The organism is Comamonas sp. C11 (assembly GCF_024496285.1).
Taxonomy (GTDB): domain Bacteria; phylum Pseudomonadota; class Gammaproteobacteria; order Burkholderiales; family Burkholderiaceae_C; genus Comamonas; species Comamonas testosteroni_F.
The window spans coordinates 1,436,856-1,455,892 of record NZ_CP101743.1 but is presented as its reverse complement, the minus strand read 5'-3'; the positions used below and the strand labels follow the sequence as shown (position 1 = coordinate 1,455,892).

Here is a 19,037-nt window from a genome sequence, read left to right as displayed (position 1 = left end):
CTAGAACAGACCCGTCCTCAACAAACAATATGACGCACAAATTTTAAATATTTCGTCATTTCGTCATTTATCAACAACACTTCGACAAAAACAGAGTTTTGCTAGACACTGTTGACAGCAAACCACTGCTTGCACCCTGTCCCTGTTTGTAGAATTCATTTTTACCGTTTTCTGATTGCGGATATGACATCACCCTCCGTTGCTCTCACTGGCAGCATTGTTGCCCTCATTACGCCCATGCTCGAAGACGGTAGCGTCGACTACCCGTCGCTGCGCAAACTCATCGACTGGCATGTGGCCGAAGGCACCAGCTGCATCGGTGTGGTCGGCACTACCGGTGAATCGCCCACAGTGAATGTCGAAGAGCATTGCGAAATCATTCGTGTCGCCGTGGAACAGGCCGCCGGCCGCGTCTCCATCATGGCCGGCTGCGGCGCCAACAGCACGCACGAAGCCATCGAGCTGGCCAAGTACGCCAAGAAGGTGGGCGCCGACAGCCAGCTGCAGGTCGTTCCCTACTACAACAAGCCCACACAGGAAGGCCAGTACCAGCACTTCAAGGCCATCGCAGAAGCCACTGGCGACCTGCCCGTGATTCTGTACAACGTGCCCGGTCGCTCGGTTGCGGACATGCAGCATGACACCGTGCTTCGCCTGGCCCAAATCCCCGGCATCATCGGCATCAAGGAAGCCACCGGCAACATCGAGCGTGCTCAATGGCTGATCCGCGACGTGCCTGCCGGCTTCGGCGTCTACTCCGGTGACGACCCCACCGCAGTGGCACTGATGCTGTGCGGCGGCCACGGCAACATCAGCGTGACGGCCAACGTCGCTCCCCGCCTGATGAGCGAGCTGTGCAAGGCCGCCATGGCCGGCGATACCAAGCGCGCCATGGAAATCCAGTTCAAGCTCATGCCCCTGCACAAGAGCCTGTTTGTCGAAGCCAATCCCATTCCCGTGAAATGGGCAGCAGCCCGCATGGGTTTGTGCGGCCCCGCCATGCGTCTGCCCATGACGCCGCTGAGCGAGCAATGCGAAGCAGTTGTTGAGGATGCTCTGCGTAAAGTTGGCGTACTCTGATCGAGTTGCGCTAAGCTAGCGGTTTTTCGCACATAGCTTGAACGCTACCCAAGGACAATCCGCGTGAAACAACAAACAGCACGTTTGAGCCTGCTCAGCATCGCGCTGGGCCTGTCTGCCTGCACGACCACGTTCCAAGAGACCAAGATCGACTACAAGAGCGCGGGCAAGAATCAAGCTCCCTCTCTTGAAGTCCCTCCGGATCTGACGCAACTGTCGCAAGACTCGCGCTATACCGTCCCTGGTGGCGTGGTATCCGCTGCTGCCATGCAGGCCAATGCCAAGGCCGCCAAGCCTGCCGACAACAACACTGCGACCAACAAGATTGGCGACGTCCGCATCGAGCGCGACGGTGCCGAGCATTGGCTCGTGGTTGATCGTGCAGCCGACAAGCTCTGGGAGCCCACTCGCGACTTCTGGCTGGAAAACGGCTTCATCTATGCGATGGAAGACCGCCAGCTGGGTATTCTCGAGACCGACTGGGCCGAGAACCGCGCCAAGCTGCCTCAGGACATCATCCGCAAAAGCCTGGGCAAGGTGTTCGACTCGCTCTACTCCACCAGCGAGCGCGACAAGTTCCGCACCCGCCTGGAGCGCGAACCCGATGGCAAGACCCGCATCTATGTCACCCACCGTGGCATGCAGGAGGTCTATACCAGCGAGCGCAAGGACAACACCATCTGGCAACCGCGTCCCCGCGACCCCGAGCTGGAGACCGAATTCCTGCGCCGCATCATGGTCAAGCTGGGCGTGAGCGAAGAGCAGGCCTCTGCCGTTGCCAAGGCCGACAGGTCTGCAGCCACCACCTCGACCAGCGCACGCATGGACACCGTCAACGGCGTGCCCACACTGCAGCTGGAAGAAGGCTTCGAGCGCGCATGGCGCCGCGTTGGCGTGGCACTGGACCGCACCGGCTTCACCGTGGAAGACCGCGACCGCAGCCGTGGCCTCTACTATGTGCGCTATGTGGATCCCAATGCCAAGCAGGAGTCCAAGGGCTTCTTCAGCAAGATCTTCAGCCAGGGCAAGGAAGCCGCCGCACCTCAGAAGTACCAGATCCAGGTCAAGGGCGATGGCAACAAGACCCAGGTCAGCGTGCTCAATGAGCAAGGCCAGCCGGACAGCAGCGCCAACGGCCAGCGCATCGTGCGCATCATCACCGATGATCTGAAGTAATAAGCATTGCTCGCATTCAAAAGCCACCTGGCTCGGCCCTGGTGGCTTTTTTCATGCCCGAACGAATCGAACTTCGGCTTGAGGGCCGCAATGCACATGGCGCGCTTGCCCGAGAGAATCAGACCAAGTGCCGACACAGGTGCAGACCTTGTATGTCGACAAGCATCCGCAGTTCGAAAATCCGCTGCAAAACCCAGACGTAAAAAAACCGCACCTGAGTGCGGTTTTTTTTACGCTCAAGGCCTGGGCCTCAAGCTGGCTGATGCAGCAAATTACTTGGCAGCAGGAGCTTCAGCGGCGGGAGCAGCAGGAGCGTCAGCGGCAGGAGCAGCAGGAGCGTCAGCGGCGGGGGCAGCAGGAGCGTCAGCGGCAGGAGCAGCAGGTGCGTCAGCGGCGGGGGCAGCAGGAGCTTCAGCAGCAGGAGCGGGAGCAGCAGGAGCTTCCACAGCAGGAGCGGGAGCAGCAGGAGCTTCTTCCTTCTTGCCGCAAGCAGCCAGAGCAGCAGCAGCGATCACGGTAGCCAGAATCAGAGAGTTCTTCATGACGATTTCCTAAATGGTAGGTTCAGCAGACGGTATGCAGATTGCCATTACGGTCAGCCTTTTGCAGCTATTGATCGCTATGGCAGATCAGGTCAAACGATAAATTCGACTCAGACCGCATTATAGGTAGTTTTGCCCATTGCTGACTGATACTGACAGCAACTAAACAATTCTGCACAAATCGGTGCGTTCTCATTTACCGGGCAAGCCCACGCTTGCCTTGAGTCACACTGTGGAGCATAAATTTCTTCCTGTCAAATCCCTGACAGAGCTTTGACGAAGATTTACATAATCTACACAAAGCCTGCGAAATCGACAGAAGCCACAGAGGACAAACCCGTAAGTTAGCACGATCGCTGTTACAAGTCCACCCTGTTTCAGTCGCCTGAGCGAACCCAGCCCGCATCGAACCACGACGACAGCAACTCCAGCGCGTCATCGCTGGCAGTTGCCAGATCCTTGCGCGACAGCGCCCGGGTGTCAGCCAGCTTGCGCATCAGCGTGGCATCGCGGCCGCCAGCCAGATAGCTTTCGCCATTGATGAAGATGTGCTTGGCGTCATACATCATGCGCGTGCGGCGATCCAGCACCACGCTCTCGAACATGCCGTTTTCATCGCCATGCTCGAACCAGACATTGGGCTTGGGGTCGCTCAGGTACTCGCCCAGCGCGCGCTCCAGCGCCAGCGGCTCGGCCATGGCCTTCTTCAGTGCCTCGCGGGCAAAGTCATACATGGCTTCTGGAATCAGCGCCGGGTTGCTCACGGCCTCCTGCTTGGGGTCGCGATAGATGACCGGAGTTTCGGGCTCGTCGGGCTCGTCCGACATGCGCAGCAGCAACTCGCGGCCCAGTTCGCTGCGATCGGGCGAGCGAAAGCCTATCGAATACGTCATGCATTCGCCCTCTGCCACTCCGTCATGCGCCCATTTGGGCGGTAGATACAGCATGTCGCCGGGCTCCAGAACGAACTCTTGCTCGGGCTCGAAATTGGAGAGAATTTTCAGTGGCTTGCCCTGCTGCAGAGACAGGTCTTTTTGACGACCGATGCGCCAGCGGCGCTTGCCCTGGGCCTGCAGCAGAAACACGTCATAGCTGTCGAAGTGCGGACCTACGCCTCCCTGATCGGTAGCAAAGCTGATCATCAGATCATCGAGGCGCGCCTCGGGCACAAAGCGGAATTGCTGCAGCAACTCATGCGCCTTGGCGTCATGCATGTCCACGCCCTGCACCAGCACCGTCCAGCCCGGCTTGGTCAATGCAGGCAGGCTGCGACGGGACAGCGGGCCGTGGCTGAGCTTCCAGTTGTCGCCTTCGAGCTGCTGGATCAGGCGCGACTCCACGCCATCCTCGCCCGCCATGGCCAGCAGTCGGGCGCGCGGAATCGGGGCCTTGAAGCCGGGAATGGCCTGGCGCACCAGCAAGGGCTTTTTGTGCCAGTGGCGGCGCATGAATTGAGAGGCGGTAAGTCCACCCAGCAGGGTGAGCGGCGTATTGATGTCCATGAATCCAGTCCTGCTTTCTAAGCAACGGACTGCATTGTCCTATAGGCCTCGATATCGCTGGTCGGCACAGATCAATGACCAAGCGCTCTGAACTCGGACGGCGACATGCCGGCATAGGCCTTGAAGGCACGGCTGAAGTGCGCGCTGTTGCCAAAACCGCAGCCCATGGCAATCTCTGTAATGGTGCGGTGCGCGAGCGCCGGGGAATGCAGCTCCCGCATGCAAAGCTCCAGCCGGCTTTGCTGGATGAAGCCGCCCAGCGACTGGTCTCGCCCCGAAAAGGCGTTGTGTAGATGCCGACGGCTGCAATTGAGTGCTTCGGCCACCTGATCGACAGACAGCCCGGGGTCGCGCACATGGCTGGCCACATGCTCGCAGATGCGGTCGTACAGGGCCTGCTTTTGCGTCACCGCCGTGGCCTGCCCGCCAAGTGCCTGCAGGGACAGATGCACCATATCCACCAGCAACTCCCCGGCGCGGCGTGCCAGCGGTGCCGTCATATTGTCCAGTTCCTGGTAAGTGCTGCGCATGGTCTGCAGAGCAATGCGCGCAATGCCGGCGCTGCCCCCCACCGATCGACCCATGAGGTTTTCCAGACGCAGGCCTCGCTCGGCAATGCTCTGTTTGGGCACCATCATGATCAGATGCTCCGTGTGCTGGGGATTGGCCACCACATAGGGCTGCGAGGTGTCATAAATGGCCCAGCTGCCATTGCTCACGCAGGCCTTGCTGCCGTACTGCTCCACCTCGGCATGGCCGCTCCAGGGCGCCACGATCTTGAGATAGGCCGCTTCGCTGTCGCGCAGACGGTGGCTGTCGCGTATGACGCGGTGGCGCCCGGCGTCCAGCTTGGTGAGCATCACATCGCCTGCATATGCCACGCTCAGATGCCCGTCAAAACAGGTGTCGCCATACAGATCCGTATCGAGACCCGAGAACAGCTGCGCCATCCAGCCCTGCCAGGCTGGTGCAGTTTCCTTCTCGGGAAGACCATCGGTACTCAGTACCACGGGCGCGGTCATGGGCCTTGACTCCTCGTTGTATCTATCTCTGCCTGTGCCGACAAAGTACGACAATTATCGGTAAGTGAGCACTTTCGTGCTCAGACCGGAAAGAATCTCCCACACTGCATTCAAACTAGTGCAAACCCTAGGTCTCGTGCACGATTCGTCAAACGGTTTGTGCACATTGCGCACAGCATCTTGCCAAGGCTTTTCCTACGATCTCACACACGCCAGTGTCAGGCGAAACACCACAAAAGGTGGAGACAAGCCCGGTGACACAAGCCTTGTGCAACGACACCAGCTCCCACTTTTTCAACTTGCAGCAACAAGCAGTGACCGCGGTCACGCGCCCTTGGTAGTGAAGGAAGCGAAGATGATTGAACAAAGCATGCTCATCGGCGGTCAGACCGCACAGGCCAGCAATGGCGCCACTTTCGAGCGCAGAAACCCTCTGGACGGATCGGTCGCCACGCGCGCCCCGGCCGCCACGACAGCCGACGCCGTGCGTGCCGTGGAAGCCGCTCAGGCGGCCTTCCCTGCCTGGGCAGCCCTGGGCCCCACGCAGCGCCGGTTGATGCTGATGAAGGCCTCCCAGGCCCTGGAAGCAAAGGCCGAGGCCTTTGCCGCAGCCATGGCAGCAGAAACCGGTGCCTCCGGCATCTGGGCCGGCTTCAATGTGCATCTGGCGGCCAATATGTTTCTCGAAGCCGCATCGCTGACCACCCAGATCAACGGCCAGCTGATTCCTTCGGACATTCCCGGCAGCATGGCCATGGCCGTGCGCCAGCCTGCCGGCGTGGTGCTGGGCATCGCCCCCTGGAATGCCCCCATCATTTTGGCCGTGCGCGCCATTGCCACGCCCCTGGCCTGCGGCAATACCGTGATCCTCAAGGGCTCGGAACTGTGTCCCGCCACCCACGGCCTGATCATCGAAGCGCTGCAGGAAGGCGGCTTGCCGCCCGGCGTGGTGAACTTTGTGACCAATGCGCCCGAAGACGCCGGTGCAGTGGTCGAAGCCATGGTGGCCCACCCCGCCGTGCGCCGCGTGAACTTCACCGGCTCCACGCGCGTAGGTCGCATCATCGGCCAGACCTGTGCCAAATACCTCAAGCCCGTCATCCTGGAGCTGGGCGGCAAGGCCCCATTCCTGGTCCTGGACGATGCCGACATCGACTCCGCAGTGGCTGGCTGCACCTTTGGCGCCTTCGCCAACTCGGGCCAGATATGCATGTCCACCGAACGCATCATCGTGGACGAGGCCGTGGCCGAGGAGTTCATCGGAAAACTGGTGGCCCGCGCCACAACCCTGCCTCTGGGCGATCCCCGCAAAGGCCCTGTGGTGCTGGGCTCCGTCGTGGACATGAACACCGTGCACCGCGTCAACGAACTCATCGACGACGCCGTGGGCAAGGGCGCCAGGATTCTTTGCGGCGGCAAGGCCAGCGACACCCTCATGGCCGCCACGCTGATAGACGGAGTGACTCCCGAGATGCGAATCTTCCGTGAAGAGACCTTTGCCCCGGTGAAAGCCATCGTGCGCGTGCGTGGCGAAGAGCAGGCCATCGCCATGGCCAACGACAACGAGTTCGGCCTGTCTTCCGCCGTCTACACCAGGGACACGGCCCGTGGCTGGCGCGTGGCCGGCCGCATCGAGGCGGGCATCTGCCATGTCAACGGCCCCACCGTGCACGACGAAGCACAGATGCCTTTCGGCGGCGTGAAGAACTCGGGCTACGGTCACTTTGGCGGCCAGGCCGGCATCGATGCCTTCACCGACACCCGCTGGATCACCATGCAGACCACCGCACGTCACTACCCCTTCTAAAGCGCCCAGGACAGCAGCCATAACCGGCTGGCCTGACTGCTGTCTTCGCTTGAAACCTCCATCGCGGGCACTGGGCCATGAGGCAAAGACCTCAGGTGCAGCCGCCCGCATGGGCAAGGCGCGAACCCCAACCTGCGCCTTGTGTCTGCCGCCCCACAGAACCACCGGAGACCCACGTTGAAACATGCCTCCCGACTGGCCCTGGCAGCCCTGCTGTCTGGCCTCAGCCTCGCCGCCTCGGCTGCGGACTCTCACGGCACTGGCCCCGGCCAGCGCTTCTACGAAAAGACCTGTGCCAAATGCCATGAAGCCGGCATAGGCCCCGTCATCAAGGGACGCGGCTTTCCGCCCGCGACCTACGTGATCATTGCGCGCAACGGCATGAACGCCATGCCGTCTTTTCGCGTGACCGATATCGACGACGCCACGCTGGAAGACTTGGCAAACTACCTGTCCAAGACAGAGGCCCCCAAGGCAGCCGAGCCAGCCAGGAAATAAGGAGGACGATGCAATGCAAACCGATCGTCGCTCCCTTCTCAAAGGTCTGACCGCTGCAGGTCTGGCTGTCTCCGGCATAGGCTGGGCACAGGCTGCCACCTCCGCTGCAGGCCGCACCGCCAGCGCAGCCACACGCTCTGCCGAGGTGCTGGCCGTGACCTCCTCCATGCACGCCAGCGCGCTGGACAAGGCCTTTGCGGCCGGTGTTCAGAGCACCTCCCGCAACGTGGTGCACACCGGCCTTCAAGGTCTGGACAGCGCCGCATTCAACCAATTGGGCGAGCTGCTGACCGACAGCCATGAAACCCTGCTGGTGGGTCTGCTTGATGACGCCTCGGCCACGTTGGTGCTGGACCTGGTTCGCTCCAGCGGTGGCCGCGTGCTGGCCGTGGAACACCATCGCGTGGACGGCGCTGCCGCCGACTGGGCCCAGGCACTGGGTCGGTCGCTGGCGTCCGGTCAAGTCATGAACACCACGGCAGCAGCAGGCAAGCAAGCCTGCGTGTCCTTTAGCTGCGTAATCTAAGAAACAAGGAAAGCAGAGCATGACAAGCAAATACATGGCCCTGCCCAAGGGCATGAGCGAGAGCAGCTTCGATGCGGCCATCGCCCAATTCAAGAAAGTCCTGGGCGAAGACAATGTGATGATCAAGGACGAGCTGGTTCGTCCCTACACCAAGGTGATGATGGCTGTGCCCACCGAAGAGCACACGCCTTCCGCCGTGGTGACTGCCGCCACCGTGGAGCAGGTGCAAGAGGTCGTCAAGATCTGCAACGCGCACAAGGTGCCTGTGTGGACCATCTCCACCGGCCGCAACTTCGGCTACGGCTCGGCCGCACCGGGCCAGCGCGGCCAGGTGGTGCTGGATCTGCGCAAGATGAACAAGATCATCCACGTGGACCCCGAACTGTGCACGGCCCTGGTCGAGCCCGGCGTGACTTACCAGATGCTCTACGACTACCTCGAAGAGAACAAGATTCCCTTGATGCTGTCGTTCTCGGCACCTTCGGCCATTGCCGGTCCTCTGGGCAACACCATGGACCGCGGCGTGGGCTACACCCCCTATGGCGAACACTTCATGATGCAGTGCGGCATGGAAGTGGTGATGGCCAACGGCGATGTGCTGCGCACCGGCATGGGAGGCGTCAAGGGCGACAAGGCCTGGCAGGTATTCAAATGGGGCTACGGCCCGACGCTGGACGGCATGTTCACCCAGTCCAACTACGGCATCTGCACCAAGATGGGTTTCTGGCTGATGCCCAAGCCCCCGGTCTTCAAGCCACTGGAAATCCAGTTCGACGAAGACAGCGATATTTCCGAGATCGTGGAATTCATCCGTCCCCTGCGCATCGCCCAGGTCATCCCCAATTCGGTGGTGATTGCCGGCGTGCTGTGGGAAGCCTCGACATGCAATACCCGCCGCTCGGACTACACGACCGAGCCCGGCCACACGCCCGACGCCATCCTCAAGCAGATCCAGAAGGACAAGCATCTGGGCGCCTGGAATGTCTACGCGGCGCTGTACGGCACCAGGGAGCAGGTCGACGTCAACTTCAAGATCGTGCAGGACGCGCTCAAGAAGCTGGGCAAGGGCCGCTTGATCACCGAGGAGATGGCTGGCGACACCCAGCCCTTCAAGTACCGTGCCCAGCTCATGTCGGGCGTGCCCAACCTGCAGGAATTCGGCCTCTACAACTGGCGCGGGGGTGGCGGCTCGATGTGGTTTGCCCCTGTGTCGCAGGCGCGCGGCAGCGAGTGCGACAAGCAGAAGTCGCTGGCCAAGAAGATCCTCAACAAGCATGGCCTGGACTATGTGGGCGAGTTCATCGTCGGCTGGCGCGATATGCACCATGTCATCGATGTGCTCTACGACCGCAGCAACGAAGAGGAAACCAAGCGTGCCAATGCCTGCTTTGCCGAGCTGCTGGACGAGTTCGAAAAGGAAGGCTATGCCGTGTACCGCGTGAACACGGCCTTCCAGGAGCGCGTGGCGCAGAGCTACGGTCCGGTCAAGCGCGATATCGAGCGCAAGATCAAGCGTGCTCTGGACCCCAATGGGATTCTGGCTCCGGGCAAGTGCGGAATAAACATTTGATCTCCCCCTGAGGCGCTTTGCGCCTTCCCCCTCTCTCGCTTTGCTTCGCAATGCGGGAGGGGGACGACCGCTTTGCTGCGCGGCGGCGGGGCCGCCTAGGACTTGCTTGCTGTCCTTTGATGGGGCATGCCTGTTCAATTGCTGCGCCCTAGCCTCAAATTTTTAAAGCCACCTGATTTGAAAACGCCAGGTGGCTTTCTTTTTCTTGCTTGCTTCTTGTTTGCTATTTTATCAATAGCTGTTTGCGATTTTCTGGATTGGGTTTAAGGCCAATTTAATGCCTAGTTCAGCAGACTCGAAGACTGCACGCCTGCCCTGAACTGCGCCGGCGTCTGCCCCGTGTGCTGCTTGAACAGGCGGCTCAGATGCGCGCCGCTGGCAAAGCCGCTGGCCAGCGCCAGCTCGGTCAGGGTGCAGTGGCGATTGGCAGGACTGAGCAGTTCGCGCTGGAACAGGGCCACGCGCTCGGCCCAGATATGCTGGCTGATGGACAGGCTCTCATCGGCAAAGGCGTTGTAGAGATGACGCTTGCTGCAGTTGAGCGCTGCGGCCACGGCATCGACGCTCAGGGCCGGATCGCGCAGATGCTGGCGCACATAGGCCTTGATGCGGCCCAGCAGCAGCTCGCTGGCGCTCAGGGAGGCCGCACGGCCGCAGGCATCGAGCAGGGACAGCTGGATCAGCTGCAGCAGCGAATCCGTCACATGCTGGGCCAGACCCTGGCCCATGGCCCGACATTCGGCAAAAGTGCCGCGCATCATGTCCAGCGCAATGCGGGACACGCCTTCGCTGCCGCCCACATAGCGCCCCATGAGCGCGTCGATGGCGCGACCATGGTCTTCGAAGCGGCTTTTGGGCAGGGTGATGATCAGATGCTCGCACCACTCGGGGTTGAGCACCTCGTACTCCTGCGTGGTGTCATAGATCAGCCACTGGCCGCTGCGCGCCACGGCTTCGCGCCCGTTCTGGCAGACGCGGGCCTCGCCATGCCAGGGAGCCACGATCTTGAGAAAGTCCGTGCTGTGCCGCGCCATGCTGGCCGATGTGCGCCGCACGCGATGGCGGCTGGCCTCGATCCGGGTCATGCCCACCGGCCCCAGCTCCAAGGTTCCCAGCCGCGCCGAGAAATGCTGATCGCCATAGACATCGCTCTCCAGTCCATAGAGCGTTGACATCCAGTGCTGCCAGGCGCCCACGGCTTGGGCACCTTGCATCTCGGTCATCTTCTCGGTCACTTGGTAGGCAGGAATGTCTGGCCGCATCTGGGCTCCTGAAGAAGTAACAGGATGCTTCATTATCCATAGCGACCCGGACCCGGGTCCGGGCAAAACCGGCGCCTCGCAGGGAAATCAGTGTTTACCCACAGACACTTGCATGCACAGACAAGACGCAGTGCACGCACAGACAAGCCCCTTGCGCCGCGATTTCCTACGATGGCCGAAAACCCGGACACCCGTCCATAAAAAGGAGACAAGCATGACATTCGCCGACAAGCGTTTTGTTCTCAAAAGCCTGGTCGCGGCCACGGCCCTGGCGGGTCTGTGCGGCCAGGCCCTGGCCCAGGAAGCGCCCAAGTCCATCCGTATCGGCTGGGCAATTGCCAAGACCGGCGTCAACGCGGGCGGAACCTCCGTGACCACGGCGCCCAACTACAAGCTCTGGGTCAAGGAGATCAACGACGCCGGCGGCATCATGCTCAAGGCCTACAACAAGCGCGTGCCCATCGAGGTCATCGAATACGACGACCGCTCCAGCACCGAAGAGGCCGTGCGCGCCACCGAGCGCCTGATCACCCAGGACAAGGTCGACTTCGTGCTGCCGCCCTGGGGCACGGGCTCCAATCTGGCCGTGGGTCCGACCTACGAAAAGCACAAATACCCGCTGCTGGCCGCCACCTCGGTGACCGACAAGGCCCCCGATCTGGCCAAGCGCTGGAAGCATGCCTTCTTCTTCCTGGGCACGGGCGGCGAATATGCCGAAGGCCTGGTCGCCATGCTGGAAAAGGCCAAGAAGGACGGCAAGATCAACCACAAGATCGCCATGATCAACATCGCCGACGGCTTTGGCGTGGAGCTGGCCAATGCCACGCGCAAGGCCGCCAAGCAGCATGGCTTCGAGCTGGTCTACGACAAGAGCTATCCGATCGGCACGCAGGACATGACGCCCATCATCAACGAGGCCAAGGGCAAGGGTGCCGATACCTTCGTGGCCTACTCCTACCCGCCCGACACCATGCTGATCAACGAACAGGCCAGGACGCAGGGCCTGGCTCCCAAGGTGCTGTTCACCGGCGTGGGCACGCAATTCCCCATATTCAAGGGCAAATTCGGCGCAGCGGCCGAAGGCGTGATGGCGCCGGGCGGCATCGATGCCGGCAACCCGCAGATGCTGGCCTATCTGAAGCGCTTCAAGGAAGTGACCGGGCAGGAGTCGGACCGCTTTGCCAGCCCCATCGTCTACACCTCGCTGCAGATGCTGCAGCAGGCCATCGAGCGCGTGGGCAAGATCGACCGCGCCGCCGTGACCCAGGAGCTCAAGAGCGGCAGCTTCGAGACCGTGCTGGGCCCCGTCAAGCTCGAAGGCCAGATGCTGACCAAACTCTGGCATGTGGGCCAGTGGCAGAACGGCGAGTTCAATGCAATTGCGCCAACCAACCGGGCGGGGGTCAAACCTGCGGTGATTCCGCGAGTCACCCCCTGAAAAACTTGAAGCACTCCCCCTGAGCGGCTGCGCCTAGGCGGCCCCGCCGCTTCCCCCTCTCTCGCTTCGCGGGAGGGGGACGACAGCCTCGGTGCGGGGCTGCCCTTCCTCGCTGTCCCGTTGCTGGGGCATGCCTATTCCAGCATTCGCCCAGCTACGCAAGAACTATCAAAACAAGAGCTGGTTACGCATGTCTCGCTTTAACTTTGCATTGATTTCATAACAAGAACAATGAATCACCAGCGGTATACGCTATGAATTTAATAGACATCCTTCTCGCTGGCGCGATGCTGGGCGGGCTCTATGGCCTGGTGGCCATGGGGCTGACGCTGCAGTATGGCGTGGCGCGCATCATGAATCTCTCGTATGGGGAGTTTCTGATTGCACCGGCCTTTCTGGCCTTTTTTGCGGTGAGCAGCTGGGGTGTTTCGCCGCTGCTGCTGTTGCTGCTGGTGGTGCCGCTGGGCTTTGCCATCCAGTGGCTGATCTATCAGCTGCTGCTGACCCCGCTGGTGCGCCGCGCCAAGGGTGGACCGGCGCTGGAGGTGGATTCGATTCTGGCCACCTTCGGCATGCTGTTCGTCGTGCAGGGCGTCATGCTGGTGATGTTCGGCGGCGACTATCACAGCTACAGCTATCTGTCCGAACCCGTGGAGATCCTGGGCAGCAAGGTCGCCGCCAACCGTCTGCTGGTGCTGGGCTTTGCCATCGTGCTGGGCGGCGGTCTGTACCTGCTGCTGACGCGCACCCGCGCCGGCGCCGTGGTGCGCGCCGTGTCCGTGGCACCGCAGTTCGCCCATCTGGTCGGCATCAATGTGCGCAGCACGGCGGCACTGGCCTACGGTCTGGGCGGTGCACTGGTGGCGGTCTGCGGCGTGCTGGTCAGCATGTTTCTGCCCTTCTCGGCCGGCATGGGCACCATGTTTGCCATGAAGGCGCTGATCGTCGTCATCATGGGCGGCGTGGGCAATCTCATGGGTTGCCTGGTCGCCGGCATGCTGCTGGGCTTTGCCGAAACCCTGGTCGCCTCCTTTGTCGACCCCGGCCTGACGCTGGCCGTCAATTACGCGGTGTTCCTGCTGGTGCTGCTGTTCAGGCCCACAGGCTTGTTCGGGAGGGCCGCACGATGAATCAGCATCGCAAGGAAATCCTGATCTGGGCCGTCAGCGCCGCCGCCCTGCTGGGCCTGGCCCTGCTGCCACGCTGGCTGACGGACGAGTACTACCTCTCGCTCATGATCAGCATCCTGATGTACTGCGTGCTGGCCACGGCCTGGGCGCTGTTCTCGGGACCGACGCGCTATATCTCGCTGGCCACCGTCGCCTTCTTCGGCATGGGCGCCTATGTCACCGCCGTGTTCGGCGAGTCCCTGCCCTGGGCCGCCGTGCTGGGCATCGCGGCCGGCGTGGGCCTGGTCATGGCCTTGATCGTGGGGCTGTCCACGCTGCGGCTGTCGGGCGTGTACTTTGTGATCTTCAGCTTCGGCCTGGCCGAGCTGGTCAAGCAGCTCGTCACCTGGTGGGAGGTCAACATCACCAAGGATCTGGGCCGCTATGTGTTCGTGGAGATCACCCAGCTCGATATCTACTGGCAGCTGCTGGCCATGCTGGCCCTGGTGCTGGCGCTGCGCGCCCTCATCAACCGCTCGCGCCTGGGTCTGGCCCTGCGCGTGATCGGCGAGGACGAGACCGTGGCCACCCATGTGGGCATCAACACCACCACGGCCAAGCTGCTGCTGTTCGCCGCCAGCGCCGTGTTCATCACCGTCACGGGCGCCATCATGGCTCCGCGCTGGACCTATATCGACCCCAGCATTGCCTTTGCTCCCGCCGTCTCGTTCCAGACGCTGATCATGGCCTTGCTCGGCGGCGCCGGCGCGCTGTTCGGCCCGATCCTGGGGGCCGTGCCGCTGGTGCTGCTGTTCGAGTACCTGGGCGCCAATTTCCCCAACCATTTCTCGATTCTGCTGGGACTGGTGTTCATCGTGATCGTGTACTTCATTCCCCAGGGCCTGTCTGGCGTGCTGGCCAGGCTGCTGGGCAGGAATGCTGTCAGCAAGGGAGACCAGCCATGAAGACCGCCACCCTGCTTTCCGTGCGCGGCGCCACCAAGCGCTTCGGCGGCCTGGTGGCCGTCAACGAACTGAGCTTTGACGTCTACCCAGGCGAGGTCGTGGGCCTGCTCGGCCCCAATGGCTCGGGCAAGACCACGGCCATGAATCTGATCTCGGGCGCCCTGCCCGTCAACAGCGGCGAGATCGTATTCAACGGCAAGCCCATCCACCCGCTCAAAAGCCACCAGATCGCCCGCCTGGGCGTGGCGCGCACCTTCCAGCTGGTCAAGGTGCTGGGCTCCATGAGCTGCAGCGACAACGTCATTGCCGGCATGGCCTTCAAGCCCCGACCTCTGTTTGGCAAGCCGGCCGCCGCGCGTGCCCTGCAACTGCTGGAGCAGGTGGGTCTGGCCGAATTTGCGAAGACTCCCGCAGGCGAGCTCACCTATATCAACCAGAAGCGCCTGGAGCTGGCCCGCGCGCTGGCGCTGGAGCCGCAGATCCTGCTGCTCGACGAATGGCTGGCCGGACTCAACCCTACCGAGCTGCAGCAGGGCATTGCACTGATCCGGCAGCTGCAGGCCACGGGGCTGACGATTCTCATGGTCGAACATGTGATGGACGCCGTGCACGCGCTGTGCAGCCGCTGCGTGGTGATGAACGCGGGCACGAAAATAGCCGACGGCCCCACGGCCCAGGTGCTCAAGGAGCCCGAGGTGGTACGTGCCTACCTGGGGGAAGAGGTGAGTGCAGATGAAGACCGGTCAGCGGAGGCCCGCCATGCTTGAAGTGCGCAATATCTCGGTGAGCTACGGCAAGCATGAGGCGCTGCACCAGGTCAGCCTCCAGGTGAACCCCGGCGAATTGGTCGTCATGCTGGGCGCCAACGGCGCCGGCAAGTCCAGCCTGCTCAAGGCGCTGGGCGGCATGGTCACGCCGCAGGCCGGCGCCAGCGCGCAGCTGGCCGGCCAGGAGCTGATGCAGCTGCCGCCGCATGCCATCGTGCAAGCCGGCCTGGCCCTGGTGCCCGAGGGACGCGGCGTGTTCGGCGATCTCAGCGTCAAGGAAAACCTGCTGCTGGGTGCCCAGCCCCGGCGCGCACGCGCCAATGAAGCCCGGAATCTGGAGCAGGTCTTCGCCCTTTTCCCCAAGCTGCGCGATCGTCTGGGCCAGGCCGTGCGCACCATGAGCGGCGGCGAGCAGCAGATGGTGGCCGTGGGCCGCGCACTGATGAGCCAGCCCGATATCCTGCTGCTGGACGAGCCTTCGCTGGGCCTGTCTCCACTCATGTGCAAGGAGCTGTTCGCAGCCCTGGCGCGCATCAAGACGCTGGGCATGGGCGTGCTGCTGGTGGAGCAGAACGCGCGCCAGAGCCTGGCCATTGCCGACCGTGGTTACTTGCTAGAAACCGGGCGCATCGTGGGCGAAGGCTCGGCACCAGAACTTAGCAGCAGTGCTGCTGTCAGACGCGCCTACTTGGGCGGCGAACATTGAGATGACTCCCCCTGAGCGGCTTCGCCGCTTCCCCCGGAGGGGGACGGTGCCATCGCTGGGGCAGCCCATGCTGCGGGGCGGCCCTTGCTCGACACCTCTGTGCTGGGCCGCGTCTAATTTCAACGATATGAACAACAGGCAGCTTTGATGACTGCTTTCACGTCAAAAGGAGATGAAAAATGATCGAACAGAAAATGCTGATCGCCGGCCAGGAATGTGCAGCCGGCAATGGCGCAACGTTTGAGCGCAAGAATCCGCTGGATGGATCCGTCGCCACACGCGCCCCGGCAGCCACGACCGAGGATGCGATTCGCGCCTGCGACGCTGCTGCCGCCGCCTTCCCCGCCTGGTCGCAACTGGGACCGAACGCCCGCCGCGCCATGCTGATGAAGGCCTCGCAGGCGCTGGAAGCCAAGGGCGAAGCGATTGCCGCGGCCATGGCCGCAGAAACCGGCGCCTCAGGCATCTGGGCCGGCTTCAACGTGCACCTGGCGGCCAGCATGCTGCTGGAAGCGGCTTCGCTGACCACGCAGATCAATGGCGAGATCATTCCCTCGGACGTGCCCGGCAGCGTGGCCATGGCCGTGCGCCAGCCCGCTGGCGTGGTGCTGGGTATCGCGCCCTGGAATGCGCCCGTGATTCTGGCCGTGCGCAGCATCTCCACGGCCCTGGCCTGCGGCAACACCGTGATTCTCAAGGGCTCGGAACTCTGCCCCGCCACCCACGGCCTGATCATCGAGGCGCTGCAGGACGCGGGCCTGCCCGCCGGCGTGGTGAACTTTGTGACCAATGCGCCCGCCGATGCGGGCAGCGTGGTCGAGGCCATCGTGGCCCACCCGGCCGTGCGCCGCGTGAGCTTTACCGGCTCCACGCGTGTGGGCCGCATCATCGGCCAGACCTGCGCCAGACACTTGAAGCCTGCGCTGCTGGAGCTCGGCGGCAAGGCCCCCTTCCTGGTGCTGGACGATGCCGATATCGATGCGGCCGTGAACGCAGCCACCTTTGGCGCGTTTGCCAACTCGGGCCAGATCTGCATGTCCACCGAGCGCTTTGTGGTCGACAACAAGGTGGCCGACGAGTTCATCGCCAAGTTTGCCGCCAAGGCCAGCAGCCTGCCACTGGGTGACCCGCGCAAGGGCCCCGTGGTGCTGGGCTCGGTGGTCGACCTGGCCACGGTGGAGCGCTGCAATGCCATGATCGATGACGCGCTGGCCAAGGGCGGAAAACTGGTCTGCGGCGGCAAGGCCGAGAACACGCTGATGCCCGCCACGCTGATCGACCATGTGACGCCGGCGATGCGCATCTTCCACGAGGAGAGCTTCGGCCCGGTCAAGGGCATAGTGCGCGTGAACGGCGAGGAAGAAGCCATTGCCACGGCCAATGACAACGAGTTCGGTCTGTCCTCCGCAGTCTTCACCCGGGACACGGCCCGCGGCTGGCGTGTGGCAGCGCGCATCGAGGCCGGCATCTGCCATATCAACGGCCCCACGGTGCATGATGAAGCCCAGATGCCGTTTGGCGGCGTCAAGGCCTCGGGCTATGGCCATTTCGGCGGCCAGCAGGGCATCAATGCCTTTACCGAAACCCGCTGGGTAACCATGCAGACCGCAGAACGCCACTATCCGTTCTAAAGACCCCTGAGCGGCTTTGCCTGGGCGGCCCCGCCGCTTCCCCCTCTCTGCTTCGCGGAGGGGGACGACAGCTTTGCTGCGCGGCGGCGGGGCCGCCTAGGACTTGCTTGCTGTCCCACACTTAGGTCGCGCCCTAGTTAAAGCTCGCGCCCATCGCTACTGAAATAAAAAAGGTTCATCGCGCATTACCGGGGAAGGCTGCGCGAATCTTCAGAAAGAAATAGTCCTGATCGCGGTAGCCATAGGCCCGGCGCTTGATGACCTTGATGGTGTTGTTGATGCCCTCGACAACACTTGTGTTCAACGGATGCCGGCATCGGGCGATGATCCCGTGCAGGTAGCTTTGCAAGCGCTGAGCAAAGGTGCTCAGTGCTGTAATACCGCTTTGGCGCGCTTGCTCACACCAGTGCTGCCAGGCGCGATGCGCCCAAGCCGGACGACGGTAAAACCACAGCTGTTTTAGCTCATCGCGCAAGACGTATACCGCCATTAATGGCTCATTGGCCGCCAGCAGCTCCTTGAGCTGCACTGCTTGTTGAGCCTGCAGCTTGTTGCGATTGCGCAGTAGCAACCAGCGGCTGGACTTGAGCACCTTGCGCGCCGAGGGCTGTTGGCGCAGCAAGTTGGCCTGATCGACACGCACTCGGTCGATAACCTCCCGGCCATACTTGGCCACGACATGGAACAGGTCATAGACGATCTCGGCGTTGGGGCAGTTGGCCTGGATCTCCAGCTCGTAGGCAGTAGTCATGTCGATAGCAACCGCGCGAATGCGCTGGGCAACGCCAACGGGCAACTGCTCGAAGAACTGGCGGGCCGTCTCGCGTGAGCGCCCTTGCCCCACCCACAGCACCTGCCGGCTGATGGGGTCGACGACGACTGTAGCGTAGCGATGGCCCTTGTGCAACGCAAACTCGTCCATTGCCAAGTATTCGATCCGCTCCCATTGCGGCTGCGCGGTAGTGGCCAGCAATAAGGCCTTGTCGATGGACTTGACCGTGTGCCACCCAAGATCGAAGAAGGCCGCGACTGCCTTGATGCTGCTGCTGCGAAGCAACTGGCTGCACGCCTGTGCCAGACGGTCTGTGACGCGCTGGTAGCGACCGAGCCAGCTGAGTTTCTCCAGGCGCGGGCCACCACAGCTATCGCACCACAGACGCCGACGCGGCACATGCAGCACCACCTTGTACTCGAACAATGCCAGATCGCGCACGCGCCGTGTCGTGGTCTCATGGACTTGGCTGCACTGCGCACCGCAGCGTTCGCAATGCATGACGCTGGCCTGCGGCTTCAGATAGATCGACACGGTGCGGCTATCGCCCTGGGGCCACTGCACACGTTCAACCTCGTAGCCCTCCCAGCCGCCAAGAGCCTGCAATAACTTCGAGTCCAGCATTTGATTTGTTCTCCGATGTCAGCTTCGCTGCCGTCAGATT

17 protein-coding genes are annotated in these 19,037 nt (G+C 62.3%); 12 read left to right on the top strand and 5 right to left on the bottom strand.

Translation table 11 applies throughout. The features are described 5' to 3' along the window. Positions 1-183: 183 nt before the first annotated feature. Both dapA and bamC read left to right on the top strand, forming a co-directional pair. Positions 184-1,080: a 4-hydroxy-tetrahydrodipicolinate synthase gene (gene dapA, locus NOX35_RS06695; protein WP_256496184.1), complete on the top strand. Its 897-nt coding sequence runs from the start codon at positions 184-186 to the stop codon at positions 1,078-1,080. A gap of 63 nt (positions 1,081-1,143) precedes the next feature. After that, positions 1,144-2,256: an outer membrane protein assembly factor BamC gene (gene bamC / locus NOX35_RS06690; protein WP_182286098.1), complete on the top strand. Its 1,113-nt coding sequence runs from the start codon at positions 1,144-1,146 to the stop codon at positions 2,254-2,256. A gap of 272 nt (positions 2,257-2,528) precedes the next feature. On the opposite strand, the gene NOX35_RS06685 is transcribed toward bamC, so the two are convergent. From NOX35_RS06685 to NOX35_RS06675, 3 genes are all read right to left on the bottom strand, one after another. Then, on the bottom strand, positions 2,529-2,798 hold the full coding sequence (locus tag NOX35_RS06685) for a hypothetical protein (protein ID WP_080750410.1): 270 nt from the start codon (positions 2,796-2,798) through the stop codon (positions 2,529-2,531). 377 nt (positions 2,799-3,175) lie between these two features. Next, positions 3,176-4,300 carry a JmjC domain-containing protein gene (locus tag NOX35_RS06680; protein ID WP_256496181.1) on the bottom strand — a complete coding sequence of 375 codons (1,125 nt, stop codon included), beginning with the start codon at positions 4,298-4,300 and terminating at the stop codon, positions 3,176-3,178. 71 nt (positions 4,301-4,371) lie between these two features. Next, positions 4,372-5,322, bottom strand: coding sequence for a helix-turn-helix domain-containing protein (locus NOX35_RS06675; RefSeq protein WP_182286096.1), 951 nt, complete (start codon positions 5,320-5,322; stop codon positions 4,372-4,374). Between the two features lie 355 nt (positions 5,323-5,677). Here NOX35_RS06675 and NOX35_RS06670 point away from each other — a divergent pair, with 355 nt between their 5' ends. The 4 genes from NOX35_RS06670 to NOX35_RS06655 all read left to right on the top strand — a co-directional run bounded on the left by NOX35_RS06670 (position 5,678) and on the right by NOX35_RS06655 (position 9,723). After that, positions 5,678-7,129 (top strand): aldehyde dehydrogenase, encoded by a 1,452-nt coding sequence (locus NOX35_RS06670; RefSeq protein ID WP_182286095.1) that lies wholly within the window; start codon positions 5,678-5,680, stop codon positions 7,127-7,129. Between the two features lie 177 nt (positions 7,130-7,306). After that, positions 7,307-7,627, top strand: coding sequence for a cytochrome c (locus NOX35_RS06665; RefSeq protein WP_256496180.1), 321 nt, complete (start codon positions 7,307-7,309; stop codon positions 7,625-7,627). A 13-nt stretch (positions 7,628-7,640) separates the two neighbouring features. Continuing rightward, positions 7,641-8,153: a hypothetical protein gene (locus NOX35_RS06660; protein WP_256496179.1), complete on the top strand. Its 513-nt coding sequence runs from the start codon at positions 7,641-7,643 to the stop codon at positions 8,151-8,153. Positions 8,154-8,172: 19 nt separating this feature from the next. Further along, positions 8,173-9,723, top strand: coding sequence for an FAD-binding oxidoreductase (locus tag NOX35_RS06655; protein WP_256496177.1), 1,551 nt, complete (start codon positions 8,173-8,175; stop codon positions 9,721-9,723). A gap of 281 nt (positions 9,724-10,004) precedes the next feature. Here NOX35_RS06655 and NOX35_RS06650 read toward each other — a convergent pair whose 3' ends face one another. Beyond that, positions 10,005-10,985, bottom strand: coding sequence for an AraC family transcriptional regulator (locus tag NOX35_RS06650; protein ID WP_224650042.1), 981 nt, complete (start codon positions 10,983-10,985; stop codon positions 10,005-10,007). 214 nt (positions 10,986-11,199) lie between these two features. Here NOX35_RS06650 and NOX35_RS06645 point away from each other — a divergent pair, with 214 nt between their 5' ends. From NOX35_RS06645 to NOX35_RS06620, 6 genes are all read left to right on the top strand, one after another. Then, entirely contained in the window at positions 11,200-12,423 is a 1,224-nt protein-coding gene (locus tag NOX35_RS06645) for an amino acid ABC transporter substrate-binding protein (RefSeq protein WP_256496176.1), read from the top strand. Between the two features lie 254 nt (positions 12,424-12,677). Next, positions 12,678-13,553 carry a branched-chain amino acid ABC transporter permease gene (locus NOX35_RS06640; protein ID WP_182286089.1) on the top strand — a complete coding sequence of 292 codons (876 nt, stop codon included), beginning with the start codon at positions 12,678-12,680 and terminating at the stop codon, positions 13,551-13,553. After that, positions 13,550-14,497, top strand: a complete 948-nt coding sequence (locus tag NOX35_RS06635; protein ID WP_256496175.1) for a branched-chain amino acid ABC transporter permease — start codon at positions 13,550-13,552, stop codon at positions 14,495-14,497. Before NOX35_RS06640 ends, NOX35_RS06635 begins: the two co-directional genes overlap by 4 nt. Further along, positions 14,494-15,264 carry an ABC transporter ATP-binding protein gene (locus NOX35_RS06630; RefSeq protein WP_256496173.1) on the top strand — a complete coding sequence of 257 codons (771 nt, stop codon included), beginning with the start codon at positions 14,494-14,496 and terminating at the stop codon, positions 15,262-15,264. Before NOX35_RS06635 ends, NOX35_RS06630 begins: the two co-directional genes overlap by 4 nt. After that, positions 15,257-15,970 (top strand): ABC transporter ATP-binding protein, encoded by a 714-nt coding sequence (locus tag NOX35_RS06625; RefSeq protein ID WP_182286086.1) that lies wholly within the window; start codon positions 15,257-15,259, stop codon positions 15,968-15,970. The genes NOX35_RS06630 and NOX35_RS06625 overlap by 8 nt, the downstream gene beginning before the upstream one ends. Before the next feature lie 179 nt (positions 15,971-16,149). Then, a complete protein-coding gene (locus NOX35_RS06620; RefSeq protein ID WP_182286085.1) occupies positions 16,150-17,601 on the top strand; it encodes an aldehyde dehydrogenase in 1,452 nt (483 codons plus the stop codon). 175 nt (positions 17,602-17,776) lie between these two features. Here the strand turns inward: NOX35_RS06620 and NOX35_RS06615 are convergent, their stop codons facing one another. Next, a complete protein-coding gene (locus tag NOX35_RS06615; protein ID WP_256496171.1) occupies positions 17,777-18,997 on the bottom strand; it encodes an ISL3 family transposase in 1,221 nt (406 codons plus the stop codon). Positions 18,998-19,037: the final 40 nt, after the last annotated feature.